This is a genomic window from Tautonia plasticadhaerens (assembly GCF_007752535.1).
Classification (GTDB): domain Bacteria; phylum Planctomycetota; class Planctomycetia; order Isosphaerales; family Isosphaeraceae; genus Tautonia; species Tautonia plasticadhaerens.
On the sequence record NZ_CP036426.1, the window covers coordinates 370,208 to 392,298 of the forward strand.

A 22,091-nucleotide genomic window follows, 5' to 3' on the forward strand; every position below is an offset into this window, starting at 1 on the left:
TGAGCATGCTCGCGGCGATCTGCGTGGTTGCGGTCCTGGTCTCCCCGACACCGGGAGACCGGGGCTCGGTCATCACGGAGGAGAATGCCAGGCCCGGGGCCGTCGACTGGCAGCTGACCCGGGTCCGGCCCGATGCCGACGGCTTCCGCTCCCCCTGGATCGAGGGGTATTGCTCGAAGCAGAGCGTGGCGGCGGGCGAGTCGATCGACCTGATGGTGTCCACCGACCCGCCCCGGCCCTTCACGGTCGAGGTCTTCCGGATGGGCTACTACGGCGGCCTCGGCGCCCGGCTGATGACGACGATGGGGCCGCTCCCGGGGGAGACGCAGCCCGTCCCCGAGCCCGGGCCGAAAGACGTGCACGAATGCCAATGGGAGCCGTCCGCCTCGCTCACCATCCCGGACGAGTGGGTCAGCGGCGTGTACCTCGGCCGCCTGACCACCGTCCCCGAGGCCGAGGACGAGCCCTACTGGCAGAGCTACGTCGTCTTCATCGTCCGAGACGACCGGCCCGCCGACATCCTCTTCCAGTGCTCCGACAACACCTGGCAGGCGTACAACCGCTGGCCGAACGACTTCTCGGTCTATACGCATCCGAAGGGGAATCAGGGGCCCTGGGCGGCCGTCAGCTTCGACCGGCCGTATGGCCGGGAGGCGCAGTTCGAGGGGGTGGTGAACGACCCGCTGACCTTCGGCTCGGGGGAGTTCCTGCCCTTCGAGTTCCCGCTGGCCTACTGGCTGGAGCAGCACGGATACGACGTGACGTATTGCTCCAACAGCGACATGCTCTCGCCCGACCGGGGGCTGGAGTGCAAGGCGTTCCTCAGCGTCGGCCACGACGAGTACTGGGACATCCGCCAGTTCCGGAGCGTCGAGGCGATGCGGGACGCGGGGGTCGACCTGCTGTTCCTCTCCGGGAACAGCGTGTGCTGGGTCTCCCCGTACTCGGACAGCCCCGACGGGAGGCCGAACCGCGTCTTCTTCCGGGGCGGCCCCTACGGCGGGGACAACCACTATGCGGTCAACCGGGAGCGGGACCACGGACCCTTCCCCGAGCGGGGACCCGATGAGGGGTTGCTGATGGGGGCCCGGAACGTGGAGCCGGTCAACGGCGGCGGCGACTGGATCATCACGCAGCCGGACCACTGGATCTTCGAGGGCACCGGCGTGGAGGCGGGCGACCGGATCCCGGGCCTGATCGGCTGGGAGTATCACGGCGCCCCGGCCGACCTCCCGGGCCTGGAGGTGGTCGCCGGGGGGACGGCGTGGGTCGGGGGCGTGACTCCCCAGCAATGGACGGCGACGATCTACCCGGGCCCGAAGGGGAATTTCGTGTTCAACGCCGCGACGATCTTCTGGGCGCAGGGGCTCTCGTCGCCCCCGGGCCACGTGTTGCCCTGGTCGCACTGGAGTCGGCCCCACGGCCCCGACACCAGGGTGCAGCGGATCACGAAGAACCTGCTCGATCGGGCGATCGAGGGGGGAGACTGACGCCTCGCTCCGGGGGACGACCGATGCTCATGCGACGACGAGAATTCCTCGCCACCGCCGCCCTGACGGGGTTGGCCGCCTCGAACCGGAGCCTGTTCGGCGGAGGTGCGCAGGGCGACCGGGAGTTCACGATGGACCTCGTGCCCGGGATGATCGGGGTCGGGCTCCCGTATCCCCGGCTGGTCGAGCTGGCGGCCGGGGCGGGATTCGAATCGGTGGCGCCGGACGCGGGATATTTGGGCTCGCTCGACGACGAGGCGTTGTCGGGGTTCCTGGCGTCGATGGAGGCGAAGGGCCTCGTCTTCGGCGCCGCCGGGCTTCCGGTCGAATTCCGACGCGACGCGGACACCTTCCGATCGGGGATGGAGGACCTGCCCGGCTTCGCCGACGCCCTGGGACGGGCCGGAGTCGCCCGGGTCGGCACCTGGCTGATGCCCCGGAGCGACGAGTTGACGTACCTGGAGAACTTCAAGCGGCACGCCGAGCGGTTGCGCGAGGTGGCTTCGGTACTGGGAGATCGAGGTTTGCGGTTCGGGCTCGAATATGTCGGGCCGAAGACGATGTGGACGGCCGCCCGGTACCCGTTCGTGCACACGATGGCCGAGACCCTGGAGCTGATCGGCGCCATCGACCGGGACAACGTGGGGCTGGTGCTCGATAGCTGGCACTGGTACACGGCGGGGGAATCGGCGGAGGACATCCGGGCCCTGACGAACGCCCAGGTGATCGCCTGCGACCTGAACGACGCGCCGGCCGGGATCCCGGTCGACGAGCAGGTCGACAACAAACGTGAGCTGCCCGCCAGCACCGGGGTGATTGACGTGAAGGCGTTCCTGGATTCGTTGGTGGCGATCGGCTACGACGGCCCCGTCCGCGCCGAGCCGTTCAACGCGCCCCTGAATGCGATGGGGGACGAGGAGGCGATCGAGGCCGTCGCCGGGGCGATGAAGCGTGCGTTCGCGAAGATCGGCTGAGGTCGCCGAGGCGCGGCGCTGAACGTCCCCCCTCTGGGCACCGCGTCGCCGGTCGGCCGGAGGATTCGGGCGAACGGCGAGGCAAGGCCGTTCGACCTTCTCCGGGTCCCTCACTCCCACCTTCTCCCCGCAAGCGGGGAGAGGGAGCCAATATGTCCTTCGCCCCCACCGCGGGGGAGAAGGACGAGGAGCGCCGGGAGACGAAGGAACTCGGCGTCGCGAGGACACCCCGCCTCCGGTGGTCGCACGAAAGGCGCGCCCGGTCAGCGGTCGACGCGGAATCGGTCCAACTGGCCTTCGTCCAGCTCGGCTCCGAGGCCGGGGGAGTCGGGGACGATGGCGGCCTCGGGTTCGAGGCGGAGGGGCGTGGTGAGCAGGTCGGCCTCGTGGTAGTTGGGACCGAGGATGTCGGCGGGGAAGCGGTCGCTGCGGATGTTGGGCACTGCGGCGGCCAGGTGGAGCATGGCGGCGCTGGCGATGCCCAGCTCCAGGTTGCTGCCCATGTGGCAGGGGATCCCGGCGGCGGCGGCCACGTGCGCGACCTCGATCGAGGCGAGCAGGCCGCCATTCTTACCGGGGTAGAGGCTGATGACGTCGGCCGCGTTCGCCTTGCAGACGCGCATGGCGTCGGCGGCCGTCCACACGCTCTCGTCCGCCATGATGGCGAGCCCGAGGGAGCGGAGATCTCGGGTGGCGTCGTCGAGGACGGGGTTGAGCGGCTGCTCGGCGACGAGGAGGTCGAAGGCCTTGAGCCGTTCCAGGGCGTATCGGGCGGCGGGCACGTCCCAGCCGCAATTGGCGTCGACGGTGATGGGGATGTCGGGGCCGGCGGCCTCGCGGACGGCCCGGACCCGGGCGACGTCGCCGGCGGGGTCGAGGCCGACCTTGACCTTCAGGCAGGTGACGCCCCACCCGAGGAACCGCTCGGCGAGGGAGACGGCCTGGGGCGGGTCGAAGGCACCGATCATCATCTTGGTGCGGATCGAGTCCCGGAGCTTGCCGCCGAGGAGTTGGTGGACGGGCACGCCGGCGGCCTTACCTGCGAGGTCCCAGAGCGCCATCTCGACGGCGGACTTGGTGAAGGGGTTGGCCTTGAGGGCGCGGTCCATCGCGAACCGGCAGGAGTGGACGCGGGTCGGGTCCATCCCGAGGATGGCGGGGCCGAGGATCTGCTCGACGGCGACGACGGCCGACCGGTTCGTCTCCCCGCTCCAGATCGGGGAGACGGTCGCCTCGCCCAGGCCGACGAGGCCGGAGTCGGTGTGGACGCGGACGATCGCGTAGTCGGAGGTGACGTGGTCGCCGTGGGCGGTCCGGGTGGTCAGACCGGCCTTCAAGGGGACGGAGACGGGGATGGCCTCGAGGCGGGTGATCTTCATCGGGGGATCCTTCAGGGCGAGACCGGTCCGTCGTCGAGGAACCGGCGGAAGACGTTGGCGGTGATGGTGGAGACGTGCGCGTCGACGAGCAGGCAGGCCGGGTAGGTGATCGACGAGGCGGCGAAGACGGCTCCCCCGGAGGGCGTGGTATAGAGGGAGAGGTGGGCGCCGCCGTCGTCGGGGTTTTCCCCCCGGGCGATCACCCGGACGTCTGGGGGAGAGTGGGGGGTGACCTTGTCGGTCTCGTGGCCCGATGCCCCCCCCTCGCACCTCATATGGAGGCTCCGGGTGCCGAAGCGGTCACCGTCCTTCAAGCCGGTGCCGGAGAAGGCCCAGTGGGAGGAGTCGGTCGCCCGGAACGGGGTGGAGGTCATGATGCCGGCGTAGGAGAAGGCGACGCCGAGGAGGGTGGCCTCGGAGACGCCGGCGGTCAGGTGGAACCGGCTGTCGAGGCCCTTCGGGTACACGTCCCGCTCCCGGCCATTGTGGACGATCATGGTGGACGGGTCGGGGAGCGTCACCTCGCAATTGACGCCGTTGCCGCCGAGGTAGGCGAGGCGCCCGCCGTGGTGGTCGACCCAGGCCTTCACGCGATCATACATCGCCTTCGTCCAGTACTCCGGGTGCGGGGCGAGGACGATGACGCGGTAGGCGTCGAGGTCGAGGGTGCCGTCGTGGAGCTGGTTCTCGGCGTAGACGTCGTGAGGGATGCCCTCGCGTTCGAGCCAGGCGAGGATCCGCCACTCGGCCGGGGCGAGGTGGCAGGCGGCCCGGCCCTCGATGGGGTCGGTGGGGAGTTCGCCGGGGTCGATGTGGGTGTTCGGGTCGGGCCGGTCGAAGGAGAGCAGGGCGTAGGAGTCGGCGTCGTAGGTGACGAAGTCGGGGTCGGTGTAGCGGGCCAGCTCCTGCCGGGAATTGACGGTGGGCTCGGGGGGGAGGGCGTCGGGGCTGATGTAGTTCGATCGGCCGCCGAAGGCGTTGTAGGCGTTCCAGGTCATGGTGGCGGTGAGGAAGGCGATCGGGGCCGATGGCCTCGACGGCGCGACGACCCAGGGGAAGGCGAAGTCCAGACCGGATCGTGTCTGCGCCCGGAAGTAGTAGAGCCCCGATCGGTCGGGGGCGGTGACGTACTGGCGGTGGACCTTGCTGGGGTAGCCGACGCTGTTCCAGCGGACGCCGCCCCGGGTGTAGTCGCCGTCCGGGGTGATCTGGGCCGTGGCCCTGGGGCCGTGCTCGTCGTGCCAGCCGAGGTTGCGGACGTGCTCCACGTCGAGCCCGTACCGGGACAGGTCTAGTCGATACGGCTCCGGGGAATGGACGCGGAACTCCGATTCCTCGCCCGATCGGGTCCACTTCGGCCAGGCGTAGCCGAGCAGGCGGTCGGAGAGCATCCGGAAGTGGTAGGGCCTCGAGGTCGGGCAGTCGAGGCGGACTCGCTTGGCCCCGTATCCGGGGGCGTTGACGGTGACGACGTAGGGCCCCGGCATCAGGGCGGCGTGGACCGAGCCGTCGGCCCGGGACCGGGCGGCGACCGATCCGGAGGGGCCGAGGAACTCGAACGAGACGTCGGGCAGCGCGACGTATCGCTCGTCGCTCACGAAACCGATCAGCATGGGCAGGAGAACTCCGATCAGCGGCGACCGAAGCCGGGGGGGAGCGGGTCGGTCATGGGGGCGATGTCCTGGGAGAACTTCTCGCCGGTGACGCGGTCGCAGTTGTCGGCGCGGCGGCGATAGGTCGGCGGATAGTCCCCTGTGGCGGCGGCCCAGTCGTCGAGGCGCCCGGCCAACTCGGAGACGATCTCGGCGTGTTCGGGGAGGATTGCGAGGTTGTCGGACTCGGAGGGGTCGGACTGGAGGTCGTACAACTCGATCGGGGGCCTGGGGACCTGGAAGAGCTGGGCTTGGGCGGGGGAGAGTGCGCCCTTGGCCTTGAGGGCGAGCAGGGCGTCCCATGAGGGGCAGCTACTCACGTCGGAGGGGCTTCCATGGGGCAGGTCGAGGTAGGCGTTGCGGATCAGCTTGTAGTGCTCGGTGCGGATGCTCCGCATGTGCTCGTCGCAGTTGTGCCAGTTGCGTTCGCTGAAGACGGCGGCATGGCCGGGGTTCGAGGGGTCGTCGAGGACGGGGACCATGCTCCTCCCCTGCATGTCGGCGGGCGTCGGGAGGCCGGCGAGTTCGAGGAACGTGGGCGCGAGGTCGATGACCGAGGCGAGCCCCTCGTGCACGGTGCCGGGGTCGATCCGATCGGGCCAGGACATGACGAGCGGGGTGCCGATCCCGGAGTCGTAGAGGGTGCCCTTGGCCCGGGGGAAGGGCATGCCGTTGTCGGCGAAGAAGACGATCAGGGTGTCGTCGAGGCGGCCTCGGGCCTCGAGTTCCGCGACCATCCGTCCGATGTGGCCGTCCATCCGGGCGATCTCGTCGTAGTAGAGGGCGAGGTCGGACCGGGTCTCGGGGGTGTCGGCGAGGAAGGGGGGGACGACGGCATCGGCGTCGGTGTGGGGGTCGTCGATCGCCCCTTCGGTGTAGGGCCGGTGGGCGTCGCGGAATCCGACCCACGTGAAGAACGGCCGGTCGCCGGCCTCGTCGAGGAACGAGGGGAAGGCGACGACCTGCGTGCCGTACCAGTCGAACTGCGCGTCGCCGGCGGGGCCGTAGTGGGTCTTGAGCATGTGGCCGGTGTGGTAGCCGACGGCCTTCAGCAGCGAGGGGAGGATCGCCTCGTGCTCGGGGAGGTTCATGTGCAGGTCCTCGGCGCCGGTCGCGTGCGGGTACTTGCCGGTGAGCACGCTGACCCGGGTCGGGCTGCACGAGGAGGTGGTGAGGAAGGCGTTGGCGAACCGGAGGCCGCCGGAGGCGAGGGCGTCGATGTTCGGCGTGCGGATGGTGGGGTGGCCGTAGCAGCCGAAGTCCTTCCAAGAGACGTCGTCGGCGAGGAGGACGAGGATGCTGGGAGGGCGTCGCGGCCCGTCCTGCCGGGCGGGGGCGGGGCGAGGGGGCAGGGCGAGCAGGGCGACGGCGAGCGCGAGGGCGGATCGGATCATCGGAGGGCCTCCTCGGGGGCGAGCGTGCCCCCGAGGATGCCGTGGCGGCGGCCACGATGCAACTCACAAGCGGCCCGGGGGGCGGACGCCGGAGCCCTGCCGGTCGGTGGCGGAGTCGCCCAGCTCGGCCCGGGCCCGGTCGGCGAGGTCCTTGAGGCGGGAGACGACCTCGGGGTGGTCGGCCTTCACGTCGGTCGACTCGCCGACGTCGGAGCGGAGATCGAACAGGGCCTCGCCGATCTCGCGCTGGACGTAGGGAGCGGGCCGGCCGCCGGTTCCACCTTCCCCCTCGAGGCTGCGGTACGAGTGGGGGAAGTGGAGTTTCCAGCGGCCGGAGCGGACGGCCTGCAACTCCCGGCCCCAGTAGAAGTAGAGGGCGTCGTGGGGGGACTGGGCGTCGGGCTCGCCGAAGACGAGGGGAGAGATGTCGAGGCCGTCGATCGGGTGGTCGGGCGGGGTGGCGCCGGTGAGGGCGGCGATGGTGGGGAGCAGGTCGATGGTCATGGCGGGCTCGGAGCAGGTCGAGCCGGCGGGGACGCGGCCGGGCCACCGCATCAGGGTGGGCTCGCGCTGGCCGCCGTCGAAGCTGGTGCCCTTGCCCTCCCGAAGCGGCCCAGCGGAGCCGGCGTGATCCCCGTAGGAGAGCCAGGGGCCGTTGTCGGAGGTGTAGACGACCAGGGTCTCCTCGTCGAGTCCGTTGCGGCGGAGGGCGTCGAGGATCTGGCCGACGGACCAGTCGATCTCCATGATCACGTCGCCGTACATCCCCCGCTCCGACTTGCCGGCGAACTTGTCGGAGACGAACAGCGGGACGTGCGGCATGCTGTGGGGGACGTAGAGGAAGAACGGATCATCCGCGTGCGCGTCGATGAATTCGACGGCGCGCTCGGTGTACCAGGTGGTGAGGTTGCGCTGGTCGGGGTCGGTCTCGACGACGGTCTCGCCGTCGATCAGGGGGAGCGGCGGGTAGGCCGAGGGGTTGGTGGGGTGCTTCGGCCACATGTCGTTCGAGTAGGGGAGGCCGAAGTAGTCGTCGAACCCGTGGCGGGTGGGGAGGAACCTCGGGGCGTCGCCGAGGTGCCACTTGCCGTAGATCGCGGTGGCGTAGCCGAGTGGCTTGAGCAGCTCGGCGATCGTCATCTCCTGCTCATTGATCCCGATCTTCGAGCCCGGCCCGAGGGCGCCCTGGATGCCGACCCGGTTCGGGTAGCAGCCGGTCAGCAGCGCGACCCGGGAGGCCGAGCAGACGGCCTGGGCGGCGTAGAAGTCGGTGAACGTGCGGCCCTCGGCGGCCATGCGGTCGAGGTTCGGCGTCTCGAAGCCCTCGGCACCGAAGGCGCCGACGTCGGCGTAGCCCTGGTCGTCGGTGAAGATGATGACGACGTTCGGGGGGCGGTCCTGGCCGATCGCGATCGAGGGCCGGGGGGTCGAGGCCGCGAGGGCGAGCACGATCTTGAGTGCGAGGCTCGGGGAAATCCGGGGCATGGCGGGGCTCCGGTCGGGGGGCGAAGGTGGATCCGGGCTGACGCATGGAAGATCAGCGATGGCCGATCGGGTCGGGGCCTGTGGCGTGCCCGCCGCTCGGGGTCGGGAGGTCCGGCATCTGCCATCTCCGCTCCGTGATCGGCCGCCCGGATCGGGGGGGGCGGGACGCCGCCACGGGGGACGGCCTCAGGGCATCCGCTCGGCCGGGTCGATGGGCTTGCCTTCCCAGATAACGGTCGTGCCGTCATAGGTGAGGACGCGGTGCTGACTGCCGGGCGCGGGGGGGCGATCGACCTCGGGGAGCCATCGGCGGTGGTCGGCGAGGACGGGTTCGTACCCCGGGTCGAGGGCGAGGTTGGTCCACTCCTCGGGGTCGACCTCCAGGTCGTAGAGTTCCTCGGAGCCGTCGGCGTAGCGGATGAAGCGCCAGCGGTCGGTGCGGATGCCGTGGTTGCCCTGGTTGTGGGTGGTGATCGCCGGCCAGGGGCGATCGGACTGCGGGTCTTCGATCAGGGGGGCGAGGCTGTGGCCCTCCAGGGGGCGGCCGGGGCGGGGCGGCAGGCTGCAGAGGTCGATGAGGGTCGGGAAGACGTCGAGCAGCTCGACGGGGCGGTCGCAGGCCTGCCCGGCCGGGATGCCCCGGCCGGCGAAGACGAGCGGGACGCGGGTGGAAGGCTCCCAGAGGGTGTTCTTGCCGCTGATCTCCTTCTCGCCGAGGTGGTAGCCGTGGTCGGACCAGAGCACGACGACGGTGTCGTCCAGGCGGCCGGAGGACTCCAGGGCGTCGAGGATGCGGCCGACCTGCGCGTCGACGAAACTGGTGCTGGCCAGATACGACTGCACCAGCGACCGCCAGGTGCCGCCGGATTCCAGCCAGGAGAGGCGGGGCTCGGGCAAGTACCAGTGCAGGAACCAGGAGAACTCGGGGGTATCTTGCCGGTCGCCCCGGAAGACGCGGGGCATGATCAGGGAATCATCGGGATGCAGGTCGAACCATCGCTGCGAGGCGTAGCAGGGCACGTGCGGCAGGAAGAACCCGGCGGCGAGGAAGAAGGGCTCGTCGTCGGGCAGGGAACGGAGCTGCTCGACGGCCCAGGTCGCCACCCGGTAGTCCCCCTTGTCCTCGTCCCGGTGGGGGAAGGTGCCCCAGTCCATCAGCGGGTTGTCGCCGCCGGGGGTGGGGCCGATGAGCTTCTCCTCGGGACGGACGCCCACGCCGGCGGCGGGGCCGTAGGAGTCGAACTCCCGGGGGCGGTCGGCCTCGGGGGGATAACCGCCGTGGTAGATCTTGCCGGTCGCCAGGGCGGCGTAGCCGTTCTCCCGGAAGTGCTGCGGCAGGGTGACGACCTCGTCGAACTCCTCGACCGTCCGGAACCACGGCGCGAGACCGTAGACGCCGGTGGTCGAGGGCCGCAGGCCGGTCAGGAGGCTGGTGCGGGACGGGTTGCAGAGCGGCGCCTGGCAATGGGCGTTGGTGAACAGCGTCCCCCGGGCGGCCAGGCGGTCGAGGTTCGGCGTCCTCGCCTGCGGGTGGCCGGAGAGGCAGCCGACCCAGTCGTTCAGGTCGTCGATGGCGAGGAACAGGACGTTCGGCCGCTCCGGTGGCGCCGGGGCCTTCGCCGGCGCCACCGGGAGCGGCAGGCACGAGGCGAGGGCGATCGCGAGCCGCGTCATCGGGTCTCCTCCGGCGATTGCGAGTGTCAAGGCGACGAGGGCGGGCCGACGCGACTGCGGTCGCCGGGGGCGGGGTCAGCTCGACTCGGGCTTCGGCAGGCTCTTCAGGCCCAGGGCGAGCATGACCCAGGTCATGCCGGTGAAGAGCATCTCGATGCCGAGGAACAGGCCGATGACCCAGAAGGCCGAGGTCGGCAATTGCCGCCAGATCATCACGCCGAGCAGCAGCGAGATCCCCCCGCTGAGGGCCGTCCATCCCCAACCGTAGAACCGCTCGCTGGCGGCGACGATGATCCGGGACAGGCCGCCGATGACCAGGGAGAGGGCGATCACGATCGTCAGGACTTCCAGCGCGGTGACCGGCCGGTCGACGATGAGGACGCCGAGGCCGACGTAGAGCACTCCCGCCAGCAGGGAGAGGAAGAACCCCCCCCAGCCCTTGGTCGAGAACGCCCCCACGAACTGGACGATGCCGCCGGCGATGAGCAGGACGCTGATCATCCAGACGGCCGCCAGCGAGCCGAGCAGCGGGGTGGCGATGAGGAACACGCCCAGCACGATGGTCAGGATCCCCAGGACCAGGAACCAGATCCAGTTCTTCCGGATCCGGCCGAGTTCCTGGCGGGCGGCCTCGCCCAGGGGTGACGAGGAGGTCGGAAATGCGGTCATGGGAGTCGCTCCCGTAAGGGGGTGTTGGGGCGGGGCGCGCTCCGTCGGGCGAGTCGGGCACCCTCCGTGTCACGGACGCTCCCGGTCGGGAGGAACCCGACGCAGGAGGGGCTCGGGGAACTCGGCGGCGGGGGAGCCGTCGGCGTTGCGGAGGTTCTGCGAGCCGCCCCGGTCGGCATAGATGGGGACGGTCATGCCGCCGGTCCCCTCCAGCGTGTCGAAGAGCCGGCCCTTGAGGGTCCGGAGGACCTCCTGGTGCTCGGGGCTGAAGACCAGGTTCGTCGTCTCGGCGGGGTCGGCCCGGAGGTCGTACAGCTCGTCCAGATCCCAGAGCCCGTGGGGGCGGACGAATTTATACTGATCGGTCCGGAGGGCGAAGATCGTCGGCGTGTGGGGGAAGTTCCGCTCCCAGTAGTACTCGTAGAGCAGCGAGTCTCGCCATTCGACGTCCTCCCCGGCGGCGAGCCCGAGCGCGCTGCGGCCGTCGAAGTGGTCGGGGGCGGCGAGTCCGGCGGCCTGGAGGATGGTGGGGGCGACGTCGATGTTGGCGACGACCTGCTCGACCCTCGTGCCCGGCGAGAACAGGTCGGGACAATGCATGAGCATCGGGACGCGCATGGACCACTCGTAGGCGACCCGCTTGTCGATCAGGCCGTGCTCGCCGAAGCCGAAGCCGTTGTCCCCCATGTAGATCACCACCGTCTCGTCGAGCACCCCCATCGCGTCCAGCGTGTCGAGCACCCGGCCGATGCTCTCGTCGACGCCGAGCAGCGTCTCGCAGTAGTCCTCGTAGAACTCGGAGACGTCGAGCGTGCTGTGGTAGGGGAACTCGACCCCGTGCCAGCTGTTCCGCTGGTTTTGGACCCACATCGGGCGGTCCCGGAACCCCTCGAACTCGGGGTCCATCGTGTCGGGGGGGGTGAACTCGGCGTCGTCGTAGGCGCCCTTGTGGCGCCCGGCGGGCTCGAACTCGGCGTGGACGCCCTTGTGGGAGAGGTAGAGGAAGAAGGGCGTGTCCCCCGATCGGCCCTCGAGCCAGTCGACGGCGTAGTCGGTCAGCTCGTCGGTGATGTAGCCCCGCTGGGGGACCCGGACGCCGTCGACGTTCAGGCCGTCGGGGCCGGGGAGGTAGGAGCCCTGGCCCCGGAAGCTGACCCAGCGGTCGAAGCCGGGCCGGGGGTCGTCCGAGCCCCCTCCCATGTGCCACTTGCCGACGAAGGCGGTCTCATACCCGGCGGCCTGGAGGTACTGCGGGAAGAAGACGGTGCCGGGCGGGACGGGGTTGTTGTTGTCGACCACCCGGTGGTTGTGGGCGTACAGGCCGGTGAGGATCGAGGCCCGGCTGGGGGAGCAGAGCGAGGTGGTGACGAAGGCGTTGGCCAGGTGCACGCCGCCCGCCGCCAGGCGGTCCATGTTCGGGGTCTCCAGGAACGGGTGGCCCATGAAGCCCATTGCGTCGAACCGATGATCGTCCGAAAGGATGAAGACGACGTTGCGCGGCGTTGCGTCGCCGAGCTTCGGCAACCCCAGGCCGGGCCCCTGGGCCGCCGCTGCGGTCGGGAGCAGGAGGCAGAGGAGCATCGGGGGTGCGAGTCGGGCCGTCATGGCGGAGGATTCCCGTCGGGGAGTTCGGCTCGGGGCGGGAGCCGGGCCCTCGCCGCCCGCCTCCCGGCCGTCCGGGTGATCGGGGCCCATTATCGGGAGGGGGGGATGGAAAGGCCACCCTCCGGCGGGTGGCCTCGTCGGGGCGTGGGGCGTCGGCCGCCGATCGCGTCCCACGCCGGCCTGGGGCCGGTCGGGCCCTCGGGCCTCTCCCCCGCCGCGGAGGGGCCCGATGCGAACCAATCCGGCGAGTCCGATCGGCCTCGCCCCGCGGACCCCCGACGCCGGCCGGGGTCCTCCCCTGCCCGGCCCGGCCGGCCGTCGTGCCCGGCCCCGGTCGGCCGGGCCGGCCGCCTCACTCCACCGGGCCCGCGTCGGCGACGCACCGGAAGCCGACGTGGGGGTGGCCGCTGTCGGCCGCCCCCTTGCCCCGGGTGCCGACCCGGTAGCGGACGCAATAGAGGTCGCTGCACATGAACGAGCCTCCTCGCTGGACACGCTTGGGGACGCCGGGCTCCATCGGGTCGATCGAGTCCTCGGGGCCGGGCGGGTTGCTCCGGGGGCTGGACCGGTAGTAGTCGGGCCGATACCAGTCGGCGCACCACTCCCAGACGTTGCCGGCCATGTCGTGCAGGCCGAACCCATTGGCGGGGAACTCGGCGACGGGGGCGACGCCGGCGAAGCCGTCCTCGGCGGTGTCCTCTCGGGGGAAGTCCCCTTGCCAGTTGTTGACCATCGGCCGGCCGTCTGGGTGGCGCTCGTCCCCCCAGGTGTAGGTGGCGCGGTCGAGGCCACCCCGGGCGGCGAACTCCCACTCGGCCTCGGTGGGCAGGCGCTTGCCGGCCCACTCGGCGTAGGCGATCGCGTCCTCGAAGGCGACGTGGACGACCGGGTGGTCCATCCGGCCTTCGAGGTTCGACCCGGGCCCCTCGGGCTCCCTCCAGCTGGCGCCGGGCTGCCAGACCCACCACTGCATGGCGTTGTCGAGCCGGACGGGGTGGTCGGGGGGGCTGAAGCAGATGGAGCCCGGTTCCAGCATCGGCTCGACCTGCTCCCTCGGCGGCTTCGGCTGGCCGGGCGGGAGCTGGGCGACGATTTCTTCGTAGGAGGGGGTGCGTTCGGCGACCGTCTCATATCCGGTGGCGTCGGCGAATTCCCGGAACTGGGCATTGGTCACCTCGGTGCGGTCCATCCAGAAGCCGTCGACGGTGACGAGGTGGACCGGATGCGCGTCGGGGAACTGGGGGTCGTCGGTGCCCATCCAGTAGGTGCCGCCGGGGACCCAGACCATGCCCTCGCCGGGGGGAGGGCCGGGGGGCGTGGCGTCTCGGATCGAGTGCTCGGGGCTCGCGGGGCGGGCGTCCTTCCCCTTCGAGGGGGACTCGGCCGGCTTCGGGGCGATGGCCGCACCTCGACCGGCCGACGAGTCGGACTCCGCCACCGAACGGGGGGAGCCGCCGGCCCCCCCGGAACGCACGAAGAACGAGCCCGAATAGAGGGTCAGCACGGCGGCGACGGCGACGACGGGCGCCAGGAGCCACCACCAGGGGCCGGTTCCGGCCGCCTGTGCCGGGGCCTTGGCCTTGCTCTTGGTCTTCGATGCCTTCGACACGGTTGCCTCTCGGAAGGGAGATCAGTGGTCTCGGGTGGGAGATCCCCAATGGTACGAGACCCAGGACGGGGGACCAACACCCGATCGGCCGATCGTCGGGGTCGGACAATCGGGAGTAGCCTCGTATATTCCTTATTATTACGATAGTGTGAGTGGATTCGACGCCGGACGGGACCGGCGGCCGAGGACCCCGACGACCGATCCGGGCTCGAGCGATGCCGACCGAGCACGCCCTGGATGGCCTCGGCCGCCTGTTCCAGGCCAATCCGGCCTCGGTCCCGTTCCTGCTGGCCTCGGCCGTCTCGGCCTGGGCGGCCTGGCTCGTCTGGCGGAGGAGGGAGGAGCCGACGGCGCCCCCCCTGCTGGCCACCCTGCTCGCCGAGGTCTTCTGGGCCGGCTGCGAGGGGATCGAGGCGCTGCTGGTCGACCCGGCCGCCCAGGTCGTCCTCTACAGCCTCAAGATCGCCTCGGTCGCCCTGGTGGCGCCCTCGATCCTGATCTTCGTGCTGGAGTACACCGGTACCGGCGCCGGTACGTCGCCCAGGTTCGTGGCGGGGGTCTACTTCGTCCCGGCCGTCGTGATCGGCCTGCTGGCGACGAACCGCCACCATGGCATGATGTTCGAGCGGTTCGGCGAGACCGAGGTCCGGGGATTCGTCCTCATGGATCCGGTTTACGGCGACGCCTTCTGGGGCCACATGGTCTACGCCTACGCCTTGCTGGCCCTCTCGGCCGGGCTGCTGGCCCACGCGTCGACCCGGCTGAGCGGCCTGCTGCGGGTCCAGGTGCTGATGGTGATGATCGGGGTGCTCACGCCGTTCTTGACCAACGTGGCGGACATGATGGGCCTGCTCCCCGAGCCCTACCGCCAGTATGACCTGACGGCGGCCGTCTTCGGGATGACGGGGATGCTCGGCCTCTTCGCCCTGAACCGCTTCCACCTGGTCGACGTGGCCCCGGTCCGCTTCGCCCGGATCGTCCAGGAGATGCTCGACGCGATCATCGTGCTCGACGCCGGGGGCCGGGTCGTCGGCGTAAACCGGGCGGCGCTCCGGCTGATTGGCAAGGACGAGGGGCGGGTGATCGGCCGGGGGGTCGAGGCCCTCCCCTCCTGGCTCGGGCTCTCCGGCCGGGGTGCCCCGGAGGAGGACGGGGCCGAGCTGGCCTTCGAGGTGACCTCGGGGGATGCCCCGGGCGCCACCTTCGATGTGCGGATTTCCCGGATGACCCGGGGGCGTTCCTGGAGCCAGCTGGTCGTCATCCGGGACATCTCGGAGAAGGCCCGGGCCGACGCCGAGCGTACCGCCCGGATCGCCGCCGAGCAGGCCAACCAGGCCAAGGACGCTTTCCTCGCCAAGCTGAGCCACGAGTTGAGGACCCCGCTCACCCCCGTCCTGGCCACCGTCTCGACCGAGCTGGACCACGGCCCGGTGCCCGAGGATCTCAGGGCGTCCCTGGAACTGATCCGTCGCAACGTCCTGCTGGAGGCCCGCCTGGTCGATGACCTGCTGGACCTCAGCCGGATCACCATGGGAAAGCTCCGCCTGAGCCTGTCGCCGGTCGACGTGCACTCGGTCCTCCGACGGGCCGTGGACCTCTGCAAGGATGGCATCCGAGACGCTGGGATGTTCGTCGTCGAGGAGTTGGACGCGTCTCGGCCCCACGTCCTGGGGGACGCGACCCGGTTGCAGCAGGTCTTCTGGAACCTGATCAGCAACGCCTGCCGGGCCTCACCGCCGGGCTCTCGCCTGACCCTCCGGACGTCCGACCGCGAGGGCGAACTCGTCGCGATCGAGTTCCGGGACGAGGGAACGGGGATCGCGTCGGACCACCTGGAGACGATCTTCGACTCCTTCGCCCAGGGGGATCCGAGCCAGGGCCGGGGGAGCCCTGGTCTCGGCCTCGGGCTGTCCATCGGCCGTTCGATCGTCGACGCCCACGGCGGGAGGCTCGTCGCCGAGAGCCCGGGGCCGGGCCGGGGGGCCACCTTTCGAGTCGAGCTTCGGAGCGTCCCCGAGCCCGCGGCCCCTGCCCTCCCCCTGACACCGACCGGCGACCCCTCCAATCGTCCCGGGCCTGGCGGCGACGGCCGGGGGGCATGCTCGGTCCTGCTGGTCGAGGACAACCGAGACTCGCTCCGGGCCCTCTCCCGGTCGCTCGGCCGGCTCGGCTACTCGGTCCGGACTGCCGACAGCTTTCGCTCGGCGCTCCGGGCCGCCGGCGAGGGCGGCTACGACGTGCTGGTCAGCGACCTGGAGCTGGGGGACGGCAGCGGGCTGGACCTGTTGCAGCAACTCGGGACCGACCGGTCCGCCCCGGCCATCGCCCTGACCGGCTACGGGACCGAGGAGGACCGGGCCCGCTGCCTCTCGGCCGGATTCGACCTGCACATGGTCAAGCCCGTCGTCGCGGCGCAACTCGACGAGGCGATCCGATCCGTGCTCCCGACCCGGGGCGAGTGAGGGCATCGATCGCCGGGAATCGCCCCGAGGGGCGAAGGCGTCCCCGTGCCCGTCCCCGTCGCAGTCCGTCCCGGTGGGCCCTTGGGCCCGGGTGCCGGAGCCGTTAGGCTCGGGGTCGCATCGCTCGGATCGCCGGGGCGGATCTCCATTCAATTCATGAGTGGGAGGAGACGTCACGGTCTGTCCCCTCGGAACCCGACAGGAGCACGCCCCATGATCGACGCGACGACTCCGCCGAACCGGGCCGATCGGCCCTCGCGACGGCGATTCATCCGGACCGTGGCCGGCTCGGCCGCCGGCCTGATCGCCGCCCCGGCGATTGTCCGGGGCCGGAACCTCAACGAGAAGCTCGACATCGCCGTCATCGCCGCCGGCGGCCGGGGCGGCCACAACCTCCAGCAGGTCTCCTCCGAAAACATCGTCGCGCTTTGCGACGTTTACGAGCCCGCCGTCGCCCGAGCCGCCCGGCTGCACCCGCACGCCAAGCGGTTCTCCGACTTCCGCAGGCTCTACGACGAGGCGGGCGGCTTCGACGCCGTCGTCGTCAGCACCCCCGAGCACACCCACGCCGCCGCCGCCCTGCCCGCGCTGGCGTTGGGCAAGCATGTCTATCTGGAGAAGCCCCTCTCCTACAACGTCCACGAGGCCCGCGTCCTCCGGGAGGCCGCGGCGAAGGCCGGCGTCGCCACGCAGATGGGCACGCAGATCCACGCCAGCGAGAACTATCGCCGCGTGGTGGAGCTGATCCGGTCCGGCGTCATCGGCCCGGTGCGCGAGGCACATGTCTGGGTCTCCCGGGCCTGGGGCCGGCAGTCCCCCGAGGACGCGGAGAAGAATCGGGACATCGTCTCGGTGCTGGAGCGGCCGAGCGATTCGTCGCCGATCCCCGAGGGGCTGAATTGGGATCTCTGGGTCGGCCCCGCGCCGGCTCGCCCCTTCCACGAGGTCTACTGGCCGGGGCCGAAGTGGTACCGATGGTGGGACTTCGGCAACGGCACCATGAGCGACCTGGGCAGCCACTGGAACGACCTCCCCTTCTGGGCGCTGGACCTGAAGGCCCCGCTGACGATCGAGGCATTCGGCCCGCCCCCGCACCCCGAGATCGCGCCGGCGTCGATGAAGGCCGTTTATGAGTACGGCCCGCGCGGCGACCAGCCGCCGGTGACCCTCTCCTGGTACCAGGGCACGGCTAGGCCCGACCTCTGGGACGAGGGCAAGATCCCGCAGTGGGAGAACGGCCACCTGTTCGTCGGCGAGAAGGGGATGCTGCTGTCCGACTACGGCAAGCACGTCCTGCTCCCCGAGGAGGAGTTCGAGGGGGTGACCGGCCCCGAGCCCTTCCTCACCCGCCCCAGCAGCCACCACGCCGAGTGGATCGACGCCTGCAAGACCGGGTCGCCGACCGGCTCGAACTTCGAATACGCCGGCTGGCTGACCGAGGCGAACCACCTGGGGAATGTCGCCTACCGGGTCGGCCGGAAGATCGAGTGGGATGCCGAGGGGATGCGCGTGACCAACGCCCCCGAGGCCGAACCGTTCATCCGCCGCGAGTACCGAGACGGCTGGTCGCTCGGCTGACGGGACGGCCGTCGCCGCTCCCGATCTCCCGATTCCACCCCCCACCGCCTCGGGCGAATGCGAGAGTCGCGGTCCCTCCCCCGCTCCCCGCGGGCGGGGGAGGGCCGGGGTGAGGGGGCGACGATCGCCTCGCCTCGCCTCGCCTCGCCTCGCCTCGCCTCGCCCGTCATCCGATCCCCCCTCACCCGGCCCGCGCCCACGTTCTCCCCCGCAATCGGGGGGAAGGTCGGAAGTCGGTTTTCCCCTCCCCGCTCGCCGGGAGAGGGCATTCCTCCCCCCCGATCCCCACCCCGGGCGCCGACGCCCGCTCACCCGCCGATCCCCGAGAAGGAATCCCCCATGACCCCGCCCTCCCTTTCGCGTCGCACCTTCCTCGCTTCCACGGCCGCCATCGCGGCCGCCGGCCTCTCGACCGGGGCCGCGCCCCGGCCCCGACAGCGGAAACGGATCGCATTGATCGGCACGGAGTCGCGCACGCATTCCCATGCGCAGCACTTCATCGATCGCTTCCTCCGGGGGTATGCCTGGGAAGGCGGCTGGCACGAACCCGCCGTCGACCTCGCCTCGCTCTACATCGACCAGTTCCCCGAGGGGGACCTCGCCCGGGGCCAGGCATCCCGGTACGACGTGCCGATCTATCCGAGCATCGCCGAGGCCCTGACGATGGGCACGTCCGGGCTGGCCGTCGACGGCGTGGTCATCATCGGCGAGCACGGCCGCTATCCCCGCAACGAACTGGGGCAGCACCTCTACCCGCGCTTCGAGTTCTTCAAGCAGGTGATCGAGGTCTTCGAGGAGAGCGGCCGCAGCGTGCCCGTGTTCAATGACAAGCACCTGTCGACCGAATGGGACCGCTGCGTCGAGATGGTCGAGGACTCCCGCCGCCTCGGCTTCCCGTTCCTGGCCGGCTCGTCACTGCCGGTGACCTGGCGGATGCCGGCGGTGGACCTGCCGTATGACGCAGACCTCGTGGAGAGCGTCTGCGTCGGCTACGGCGGGCCGGACAGCTACGATTTCCACGGCCTGGAGACGGCGCAGTGCATGTCGGAGCGCCGCCGGGGCGGCGAGGTGGGCATCGCCCGGGTCCAGGCCCTCCGGGGCGATGCCCTCTGGTCGATGCTGGAGGGCCGGGAGTCGACCGCCCGGCTGTTCCTGGCGGCCCTCTGCCGCAGCCACACCCTCCCGGTCGAGGACGGCTATCCCACCGACCCGCCCTCGATCGACTGGGCCCGCCGGAACTTCGACGACCCCTTCGCCTACGACATCGAGCACCGGGACGGCTTCCGGACCACGCTGTTCATGATGCCCGTGATCCGGGATTTCACGTATGCCGGCCTGATCGGCGACGCCGACGCGGTCGTCTCCTGCCAGATGTACCTCCCCATGCCCGGCCGCGCCGCCTCGACGGCCGACTTCTTCAACCCGCTCATCAACCACATCGAGCGGATGGTCGTCGAGGGTCATGCCCCCTACCCCGTCGAGCGGACGCTGCTCACCTCCGGGATGACGATGGCCGGCGTCACCTCGCTTGCCCGGGACGGCGAGGTGGTGGAGACCCCCGAGATGGAGGTCCGCTACGCCGCCCCCCGCGATTCGCTCTTCGTGAACGCCCCGGGGGCGGAGTCCTGATCGGGCCGGGGCCGCCGGCCCTCGGAAGGTAAACCGGGGGGCGGGCGGGATCGGGCGGGTCGTCCGGGCGGGGGTGCAGGGGGTTGCGTGTTCATGCCTGGACGATTCGCCGAGCGTCCTGTCCCTCCCGTTCCTCCCACCCCCCCGAGGCGTGTTCCCCCGAGATTCGCCCGATTCCTCGCGAACCGGGCGACGGCGGGCCGGGTCGGTAGGGGGCATGCTGCGAGCGGGCGAGAGGAGGTGCGATGAGCCGCAATGCAAGGCGGCGACGCGAGCGCCTCGTGCTCCACGACTGGGACGCACCAGGCGCCCTCGCGGGCGTCGCCATCGTCCCCGGCACGGCCGAGGATCGCGAGGCGATCGACCGGCTCGGGGAAGAAAATGACCGCCTGCGTGAGCGGGCCGAGGAACTGGGGAGGCGCTACCGGTTGGCCTGTCGCGACCGGGAGTCGATCCGGGCCGACCGCAATCGGGCCCACGCCCGATCGACCCGGCTGCAGGCCGAGCTGGACCGCCTTTCCGACGAGTACGAGGGGCTTCGTTCCCGCGTCGAGCGGGCTCGCGCGGATCCCTGGCATCCCGAGACGATCGGCATGGAGGAGGTACGACGCATGAACCGTTTTGCAACCCTGTTGGGCTTCATCCGGAGGAACAAGGCCGCTTCGGTGGCCGTCCTGGCCGTCGGAGCTTTGGTCGCCCGAGACCCGATCGTCTCGGGTGCGGCGCGGTCGGTCGCCGAGACGGCGGCCTCGGCCGTGACTCGGGGCGGCCGGGACGGGCCGGCCGAGGACGGCTACGTCCAGTACGCCCGGATGGTCGCCGCCGCCGCCGAGTACGACGCGGCCCGCCGCGACTACAACGCGTCGAGCGACGCGCTCGCCGGCGACGAGTTGCTCGAGGCCCAGGACGGCCTGCGTGCCGCCCGGCTCCGCGACCGGGAGGCCCGGCTCGCCTTCCTGCCCGAGCTGTCCCGCCGGTGCGCCGACGCCGGGGTCCCGGTCCCCGAGGACGCCGCCGCGGCCCTGGCGGACCTGCAGGCCGACCTGGCCCGCTGAGCCGATCGCCCGGTCGGCCCCGCCCCCCACTCCCTCGGGAAGGGCGCGGATCCGGCCCCGAGCCGTCGACCCCTCCCGAGCCGATCGGGAGGGGTCGCGTTCGCGCGCCCGACGCTGGCGGGTCGCCCCGGGGGGCCGGGTTCGGCTATGCTGTCGGGGAGACGCGGCGAGGCCCCGGGGGACGGATGGGGCCGCGGACGGGTCGGATCCGAGTCGATTGCGTGCGAGGCCGAGCCCGACCGATGACGCCCCGAGCCCTGCCGGCGATCTCCTGGACCGGCCTCATCTTCGTCCTCTGCCTGGCCCCCCAATCGTGGCTCGGCACCGTGGGGCAGGCCGGAGAGCCGTCGTGGCTGGACCAGCTCTTCGGCGTGATCCCGACCGACAAGGTGCTGCACTCGGGGATGTTCGCCGTCTTCGCCCTCCTCTGGCGGTGGTCGGGCGCGTCGAGGGCCCGGATCCTGGCCGGCGGCCTGGCCGTGGCGGTCCTCAGCGAACTCGGCCAGTCGATCCCCGGCCTCGATCGCTCGAGCGACCTGGCCGACCTGCTCGCCGACCTCGCCGGCCTGGGACTCGCCCTGGCGATCTGCCCCCCGAGACGGACGCCGGCCCGGGATCCGGTCCCCGACCCTGCCGAGTCCCCCGAACCGGGCCGGGTGTGAAACGGGAGGAACGATGGCCGGCTCGCCGAAGGTCCTCGCCTCGATCTCGGAATCGATGTCGATCCGGGCCGAACCGATCGACGCCCGGCGCTGCCGGTTCGTCGCCGACCGGCCGCTCGACCCCGGCCGGTGGGCCTACTTCTCCGACCGATCGCACACCCTCGGGTCTCCCCTGGCCGATCGGTTGCTGGCCGTTGACGGGGTGGCGGCCGTGCTGATCATGCACGACGCGGTCATCGTCACCCGGATCTCGGGCGGCGGCCCGCCGCTGATCGGGCCGGGGCTGGCCCGCCTGCGTCGACTTCTGGGGGACTCGAAGGCGGGGCTCGACTCCTGGCCCGCGCTGGGGAAGCGCGTCGGTGCCGAGATCCGGCGGCACGTCGCCGGGGGGGAACCGGCCGTCTCCCCGGCCGCCCACGCGGCGATGCCCTCCCCGACCGAGCTGGCCGATCGGATCCGGGCGGTCCTCGGCGAGCACGTCAACCCGGTCCTCGCCGGGCACGGCGGTGGGGTGGAGCTGGTCGAGGTGCGGGACAACGTCGCCCACCTCCGCATGGGGGGCGGCTGCCAGGGCTGCGGCCTGGCGGACACCACGCTCCGGCTCGGCGTCGAGGCCGTCCTGCGCGACCACGTCCCCCATCTCGGCCTCATCTACGACCTGACCGACCACCGGGCCGGCACCGCCCCCTACCATCGTCCCGGGTCGGGCCGCCCCGGCCGGTCGCCGATGGCCGGCCGCCGACCGGCGGACCGGGAACCCGGGAGAGGATGATC

16 protein-coding genes are annotated in these 22,091 nt (G+C 71.3%); 8 read left to right on the forward strand and 8 right to left on the reverse strand.

The features are described from left to right. Positions 1 to 5: 5 nt before the first annotated feature. Both ElP_RS01420 and ElP_RS01425 read left to right on the forward strand, forming a co-directional pair. Positions 6 to 1,490 (forward strand): N,N-dimethylformamidase beta subunit family domain-containing protein, encoded by a 1,485-nt coding sequence (locus ElP_RS01420; RefSeq protein ID WP_390836045.1) that lies wholly within the window; start codon positions 6 to 8, stop codon positions 1,488 to 1,490. A gap of 29 nt (positions 1,491 to 1,519) precedes the next feature. Then, complete coding sequence (locus tag ElP_RS01425; RefSeq protein WP_197446636.1) at positions 1,520 to 2,464, forward strand: sugar phosphate isomerase/epimerase family protein; 945 nt, start codon at positions 1,520 to 1,522, stop codon at positions 2,462 to 2,464. A 263-nt stretch (positions 2,465 to 2,727) separates the two neighbouring features. On the opposite strand, the gene ElP_RS01430 is transcribed toward ElP_RS01425, so the two are convergent. The 8 genes from ElP_RS01430 to ElP_RS01465 all read right to left on the reverse strand — a co-directional run bounded on the left by ElP_RS01430 (position 2,728) and on the right by ElP_RS01465 (position 13,931). Continuing rightward, a complete protein-coding gene (locus ElP_RS01430; RefSeq protein WP_145266560.1) occupies positions 2,728 to 3,843 on the reverse strand; it encodes a mandelate racemase/muconate lactonizing enzyme family protein in 1,116 nt (371 codons plus the stop codon). 11 nt (positions 3,844 to 3,854) lie between these two features. Further along, positions 3,855 to 5,456: a N,N-dimethylformamidase beta subunit family domain-containing protein gene (locus ElP_RS01435; RefSeq protein WP_145266562.1), complete on the reverse strand. Its 1,602-nt coding sequence runs from the start codon at positions 5,454 to 5,456 to the stop codon at positions 3,855 to 3,857. Between the two features lie 17 nt (positions 5,457 to 5,473). Then, positions 5,474 to 6,889 carry a sulfatase family protein gene (locus ElP_RS01440; RefSeq protein ID WP_145266564.1) on the reverse strand — a complete coding sequence of 472 codons (1,416 nt, stop codon included), beginning with the start codon at positions 6,887 to 6,889 and terminating at the stop codon, positions 5,474 to 5,476. Between the two features lie 63 nt (positions 6,890 to 6,952). Beyond that, positions 6,953 to 8,374: a sulfatase family protein gene (locus ElP_RS01445; RefSeq protein WP_145266566.1), complete on the reverse strand. Its 1,422-nt coding sequence runs from the start codon at positions 8,372 to 8,374 to the stop codon at positions 6,953 to 6,955. 186 nt (positions 8,375 to 8,560) lie between these two features. Beyond that, positions 8,561 to 10,048: a sulfatase gene (locus tag ElP_RS01450; protein ID WP_145266568.1), complete on the reverse strand. Its 1,488-nt coding sequence runs from the start codon at positions 10,046 to 10,048 to the stop codon at positions 8,561 to 8,563. Between the two features lie 75 nt (positions 10,049 to 10,123). Further along, on the reverse strand, positions 10,124 to 10,717 hold the full coding sequence (locus tag ElP_RS01455) for an HdeD family acid-resistance protein (RefSeq protein WP_145266570.1): 594 nt from the start codon (positions 10,715 to 10,717) through the stop codon (positions 10,124 to 10,126). 69 nt (positions 10,718 to 10,786) lie between these two features. Then, the gene (locus tag ElP_RS01460) at positions 10,787 to 12,322 is read right to left on the reverse strand and encodes a sulfatase family protein (protein ID WP_145266572.1); all 1,536 of its coding nucleotides are present in this window, start codon (positions 12,320 to 12,322) and stop codon (positions 10,787 to 10,789) included. A gap of 352 nt (positions 12,323 to 12,674) precedes the next feature. Continuing rightward, the gene (locus tag ElP_RS01465; protein WP_231749390.1) at positions 12,675 to 13,931 is read right to left on the reverse strand and encodes a formylglycine-generating enzyme family protein; all 1,257 of its coding nucleotides are present in this window, start codon (positions 13,929 to 13,931) and stop codon (positions 12,675 to 12,677) included. A 215-nt stretch (positions 13,932 to 14,146) separates the two neighbouring features. On the opposite strand from ElP_RS01465, the gene ElP_RS01470 reads away from it, so the two are divergent. The 6 genes from ElP_RS01470 (at position 14,147) to ElP_RS01495 (ending at position 22,089) form a co-directional block, all read left to right on the forward strand. After that, a complete protein-coding gene (locus ElP_RS01470) occupies positions 14,147 to 16,393 on the forward strand; it encodes a hybrid sensor histidine kinase/response regulator (RefSeq protein WP_145266574.1) in 2,247 nt (748 codons plus the stop codon). A 213-nt stretch (positions 16,394 to 16,606) separates the two neighbouring features. Next, on the forward strand, positions 16,607 to 17,971 hold the full coding sequence (locus ElP_RS01475; RefSeq protein WP_145266576.1) for a Gfo/Idh/MocA family protein: 1,365 nt from the start codon (positions 16,607 to 16,609) through the stop codon (positions 17,969 to 17,971). A 339-nt stretch (positions 17,972 to 18,310) separates the two neighbouring features. Then, the gene (locus ElP_RS01480; RefSeq protein WP_197446637.1) at positions 18,311 to 19,600 is read left to right on the forward strand and encodes a hypothetical protein; all 1,290 of its coding nucleotides are present in this window, start codon (positions 18,311 to 18,313) and stop codon (positions 19,598 to 19,600) included. A 245-nt stretch (positions 19,601 to 19,845) separates the two neighbouring features. Next, complete coding sequence (locus ElP_RS01485; RefSeq protein WP_145266578.1) at positions 19,846 to 20,655, forward strand: hypothetical protein; 810 nt, start codon at positions 19,846 to 19,848, stop codon at positions 20,653 to 20,655. A gap of 242 nt (positions 20,656 to 20,897) precedes the next feature. Then, complete coding sequence (locus ElP_RS01490) at positions 20,898 to 21,317, forward strand: VanZ family protein (protein WP_145266580.1); 420 nt, start codon at positions 20,898 to 20,900, stop codon at positions 21,315 to 21,317. A gap of 13 nt (positions 21,318 to 21,330) precedes the next feature. Then, on the forward strand, positions 21,331 to 22,089 hold the full coding sequence (locus ElP_RS01495) for a NifU family protein (RefSeq protein WP_231749392.1): 759 nt from the start codon (positions 21,331 to 21,333) through the stop codon (positions 22,087 to 22,089). The last annotated feature ends 2 nt before the right edge of the window (positions 22,090 to 22,091 follow it).

Excerpts from the sequence above, each read along its gene's own strand:
- ElP_RS01420 (WP_390836045.1), top strand. The coding sequence starts at position 6 with ATGCTCGCGGCGATCTGCGTGGTTGCGGTCCTGGTCTCCCCGACACCG.
- ElP_RS01425 (WP_197446636.1), top strand. The coding sequence starts at position 1,520 with ATGCGACGACGAGAATTCCTCGCCACCGCCGCCCTGACGGGGTTGGCC.
- ElP_RS01430 (WP_145266560.1), bottom strand. The coding sequence starts at position 3,843 with ATGAAGATCACCCGCCTCGAGGCCATCCCCGTCTCCGTCCCCTTGAAG.
- ElP_RS01435 (WP_145266562.1), bottom strand. The coding sequence starts at position 5,456 with ATGCTGATCGGTTTCGTGAGCGACGAGCGATACGTCGCGCTGCCCGAC.
- ElP_RS01440 (WP_145266564.1), bottom strand. The coding sequence starts at position 6,889 with ATGATCCGATCCGCCCTCGCGCTCGCCGTCGCCCTGCTCGCCCTGCCC.
- ElP_RS01445 (WP_145266566.1), bottom strand. The coding sequence starts at position 8,374 with ATGCCCCGGATTTCCCCGAGCCTCGCACTCAAGATCGTGCTCGCCCTC.
- ElP_RS01450 (WP_145266568.1), bottom strand. The coding sequence starts at position 10,048 with ATGACGCGGCTCGCGATCGCCCTCGCCTCGTGCCTGCCGCTCCCGGTG.
- ElP_RS01455 (WP_145266570.1), bottom strand. The coding sequence starts at position 10,717 with ATGACCGCATTTCCGACCTCCTCGTCACCCCTGGGCGAGGCCGCCCGC.
- ElP_RS01460 (WP_145266572.1), bottom strand. The coding sequence starts at position 12,322 with ATGACGGCCCGACTCGCACCCCCGATGCTCCTCTGCCTCCTGCTCCCG.
- ElP_RS01470 (WP_145266574.1), top strand. The coding sequence starts at position 14,147 with ATGCCGACCGAGCACGCCCTGGATGGCCTCGGCCGCCTGTTCCAGGCC.
- ElP_RS01475 (WP_145266576.1), top strand. The coding sequence starts at position 16,607 with ATGATCGACGCGACGACTCCGCCGAACCGGGCCGATCGGCCCTCGCGA.
- ElP_RS01480 (WP_197446637.1), top strand. The coding sequence starts at position 18,311 with ATGACCCCGCCCTCCCTTTCGCGTCGCACCTTCCTCGCTTCCACGGCC.
- ElP_RS01485 (WP_145266578.1), top strand. The coding sequence starts at position 19,846 with ATGAGCCGCAATGCAAGGCGGCGACGCGAGCGCCTCGTGCTCCACGAC.
- ElP_RS01490 (WP_145266580.1), top strand. The coding sequence starts at position 20,898 with ATGACGCCCCGAGCCCTGCCGGCGATCTCCTGGACCGGCCTCATCTTC.
- ElP_RS01495 (WP_231749392.1), top strand. The coding sequence starts at position 21,331 with ATGGCCGGCTCGCCGAAGGTCCTCGCCTCGATCTCGGAATCGATGTCG.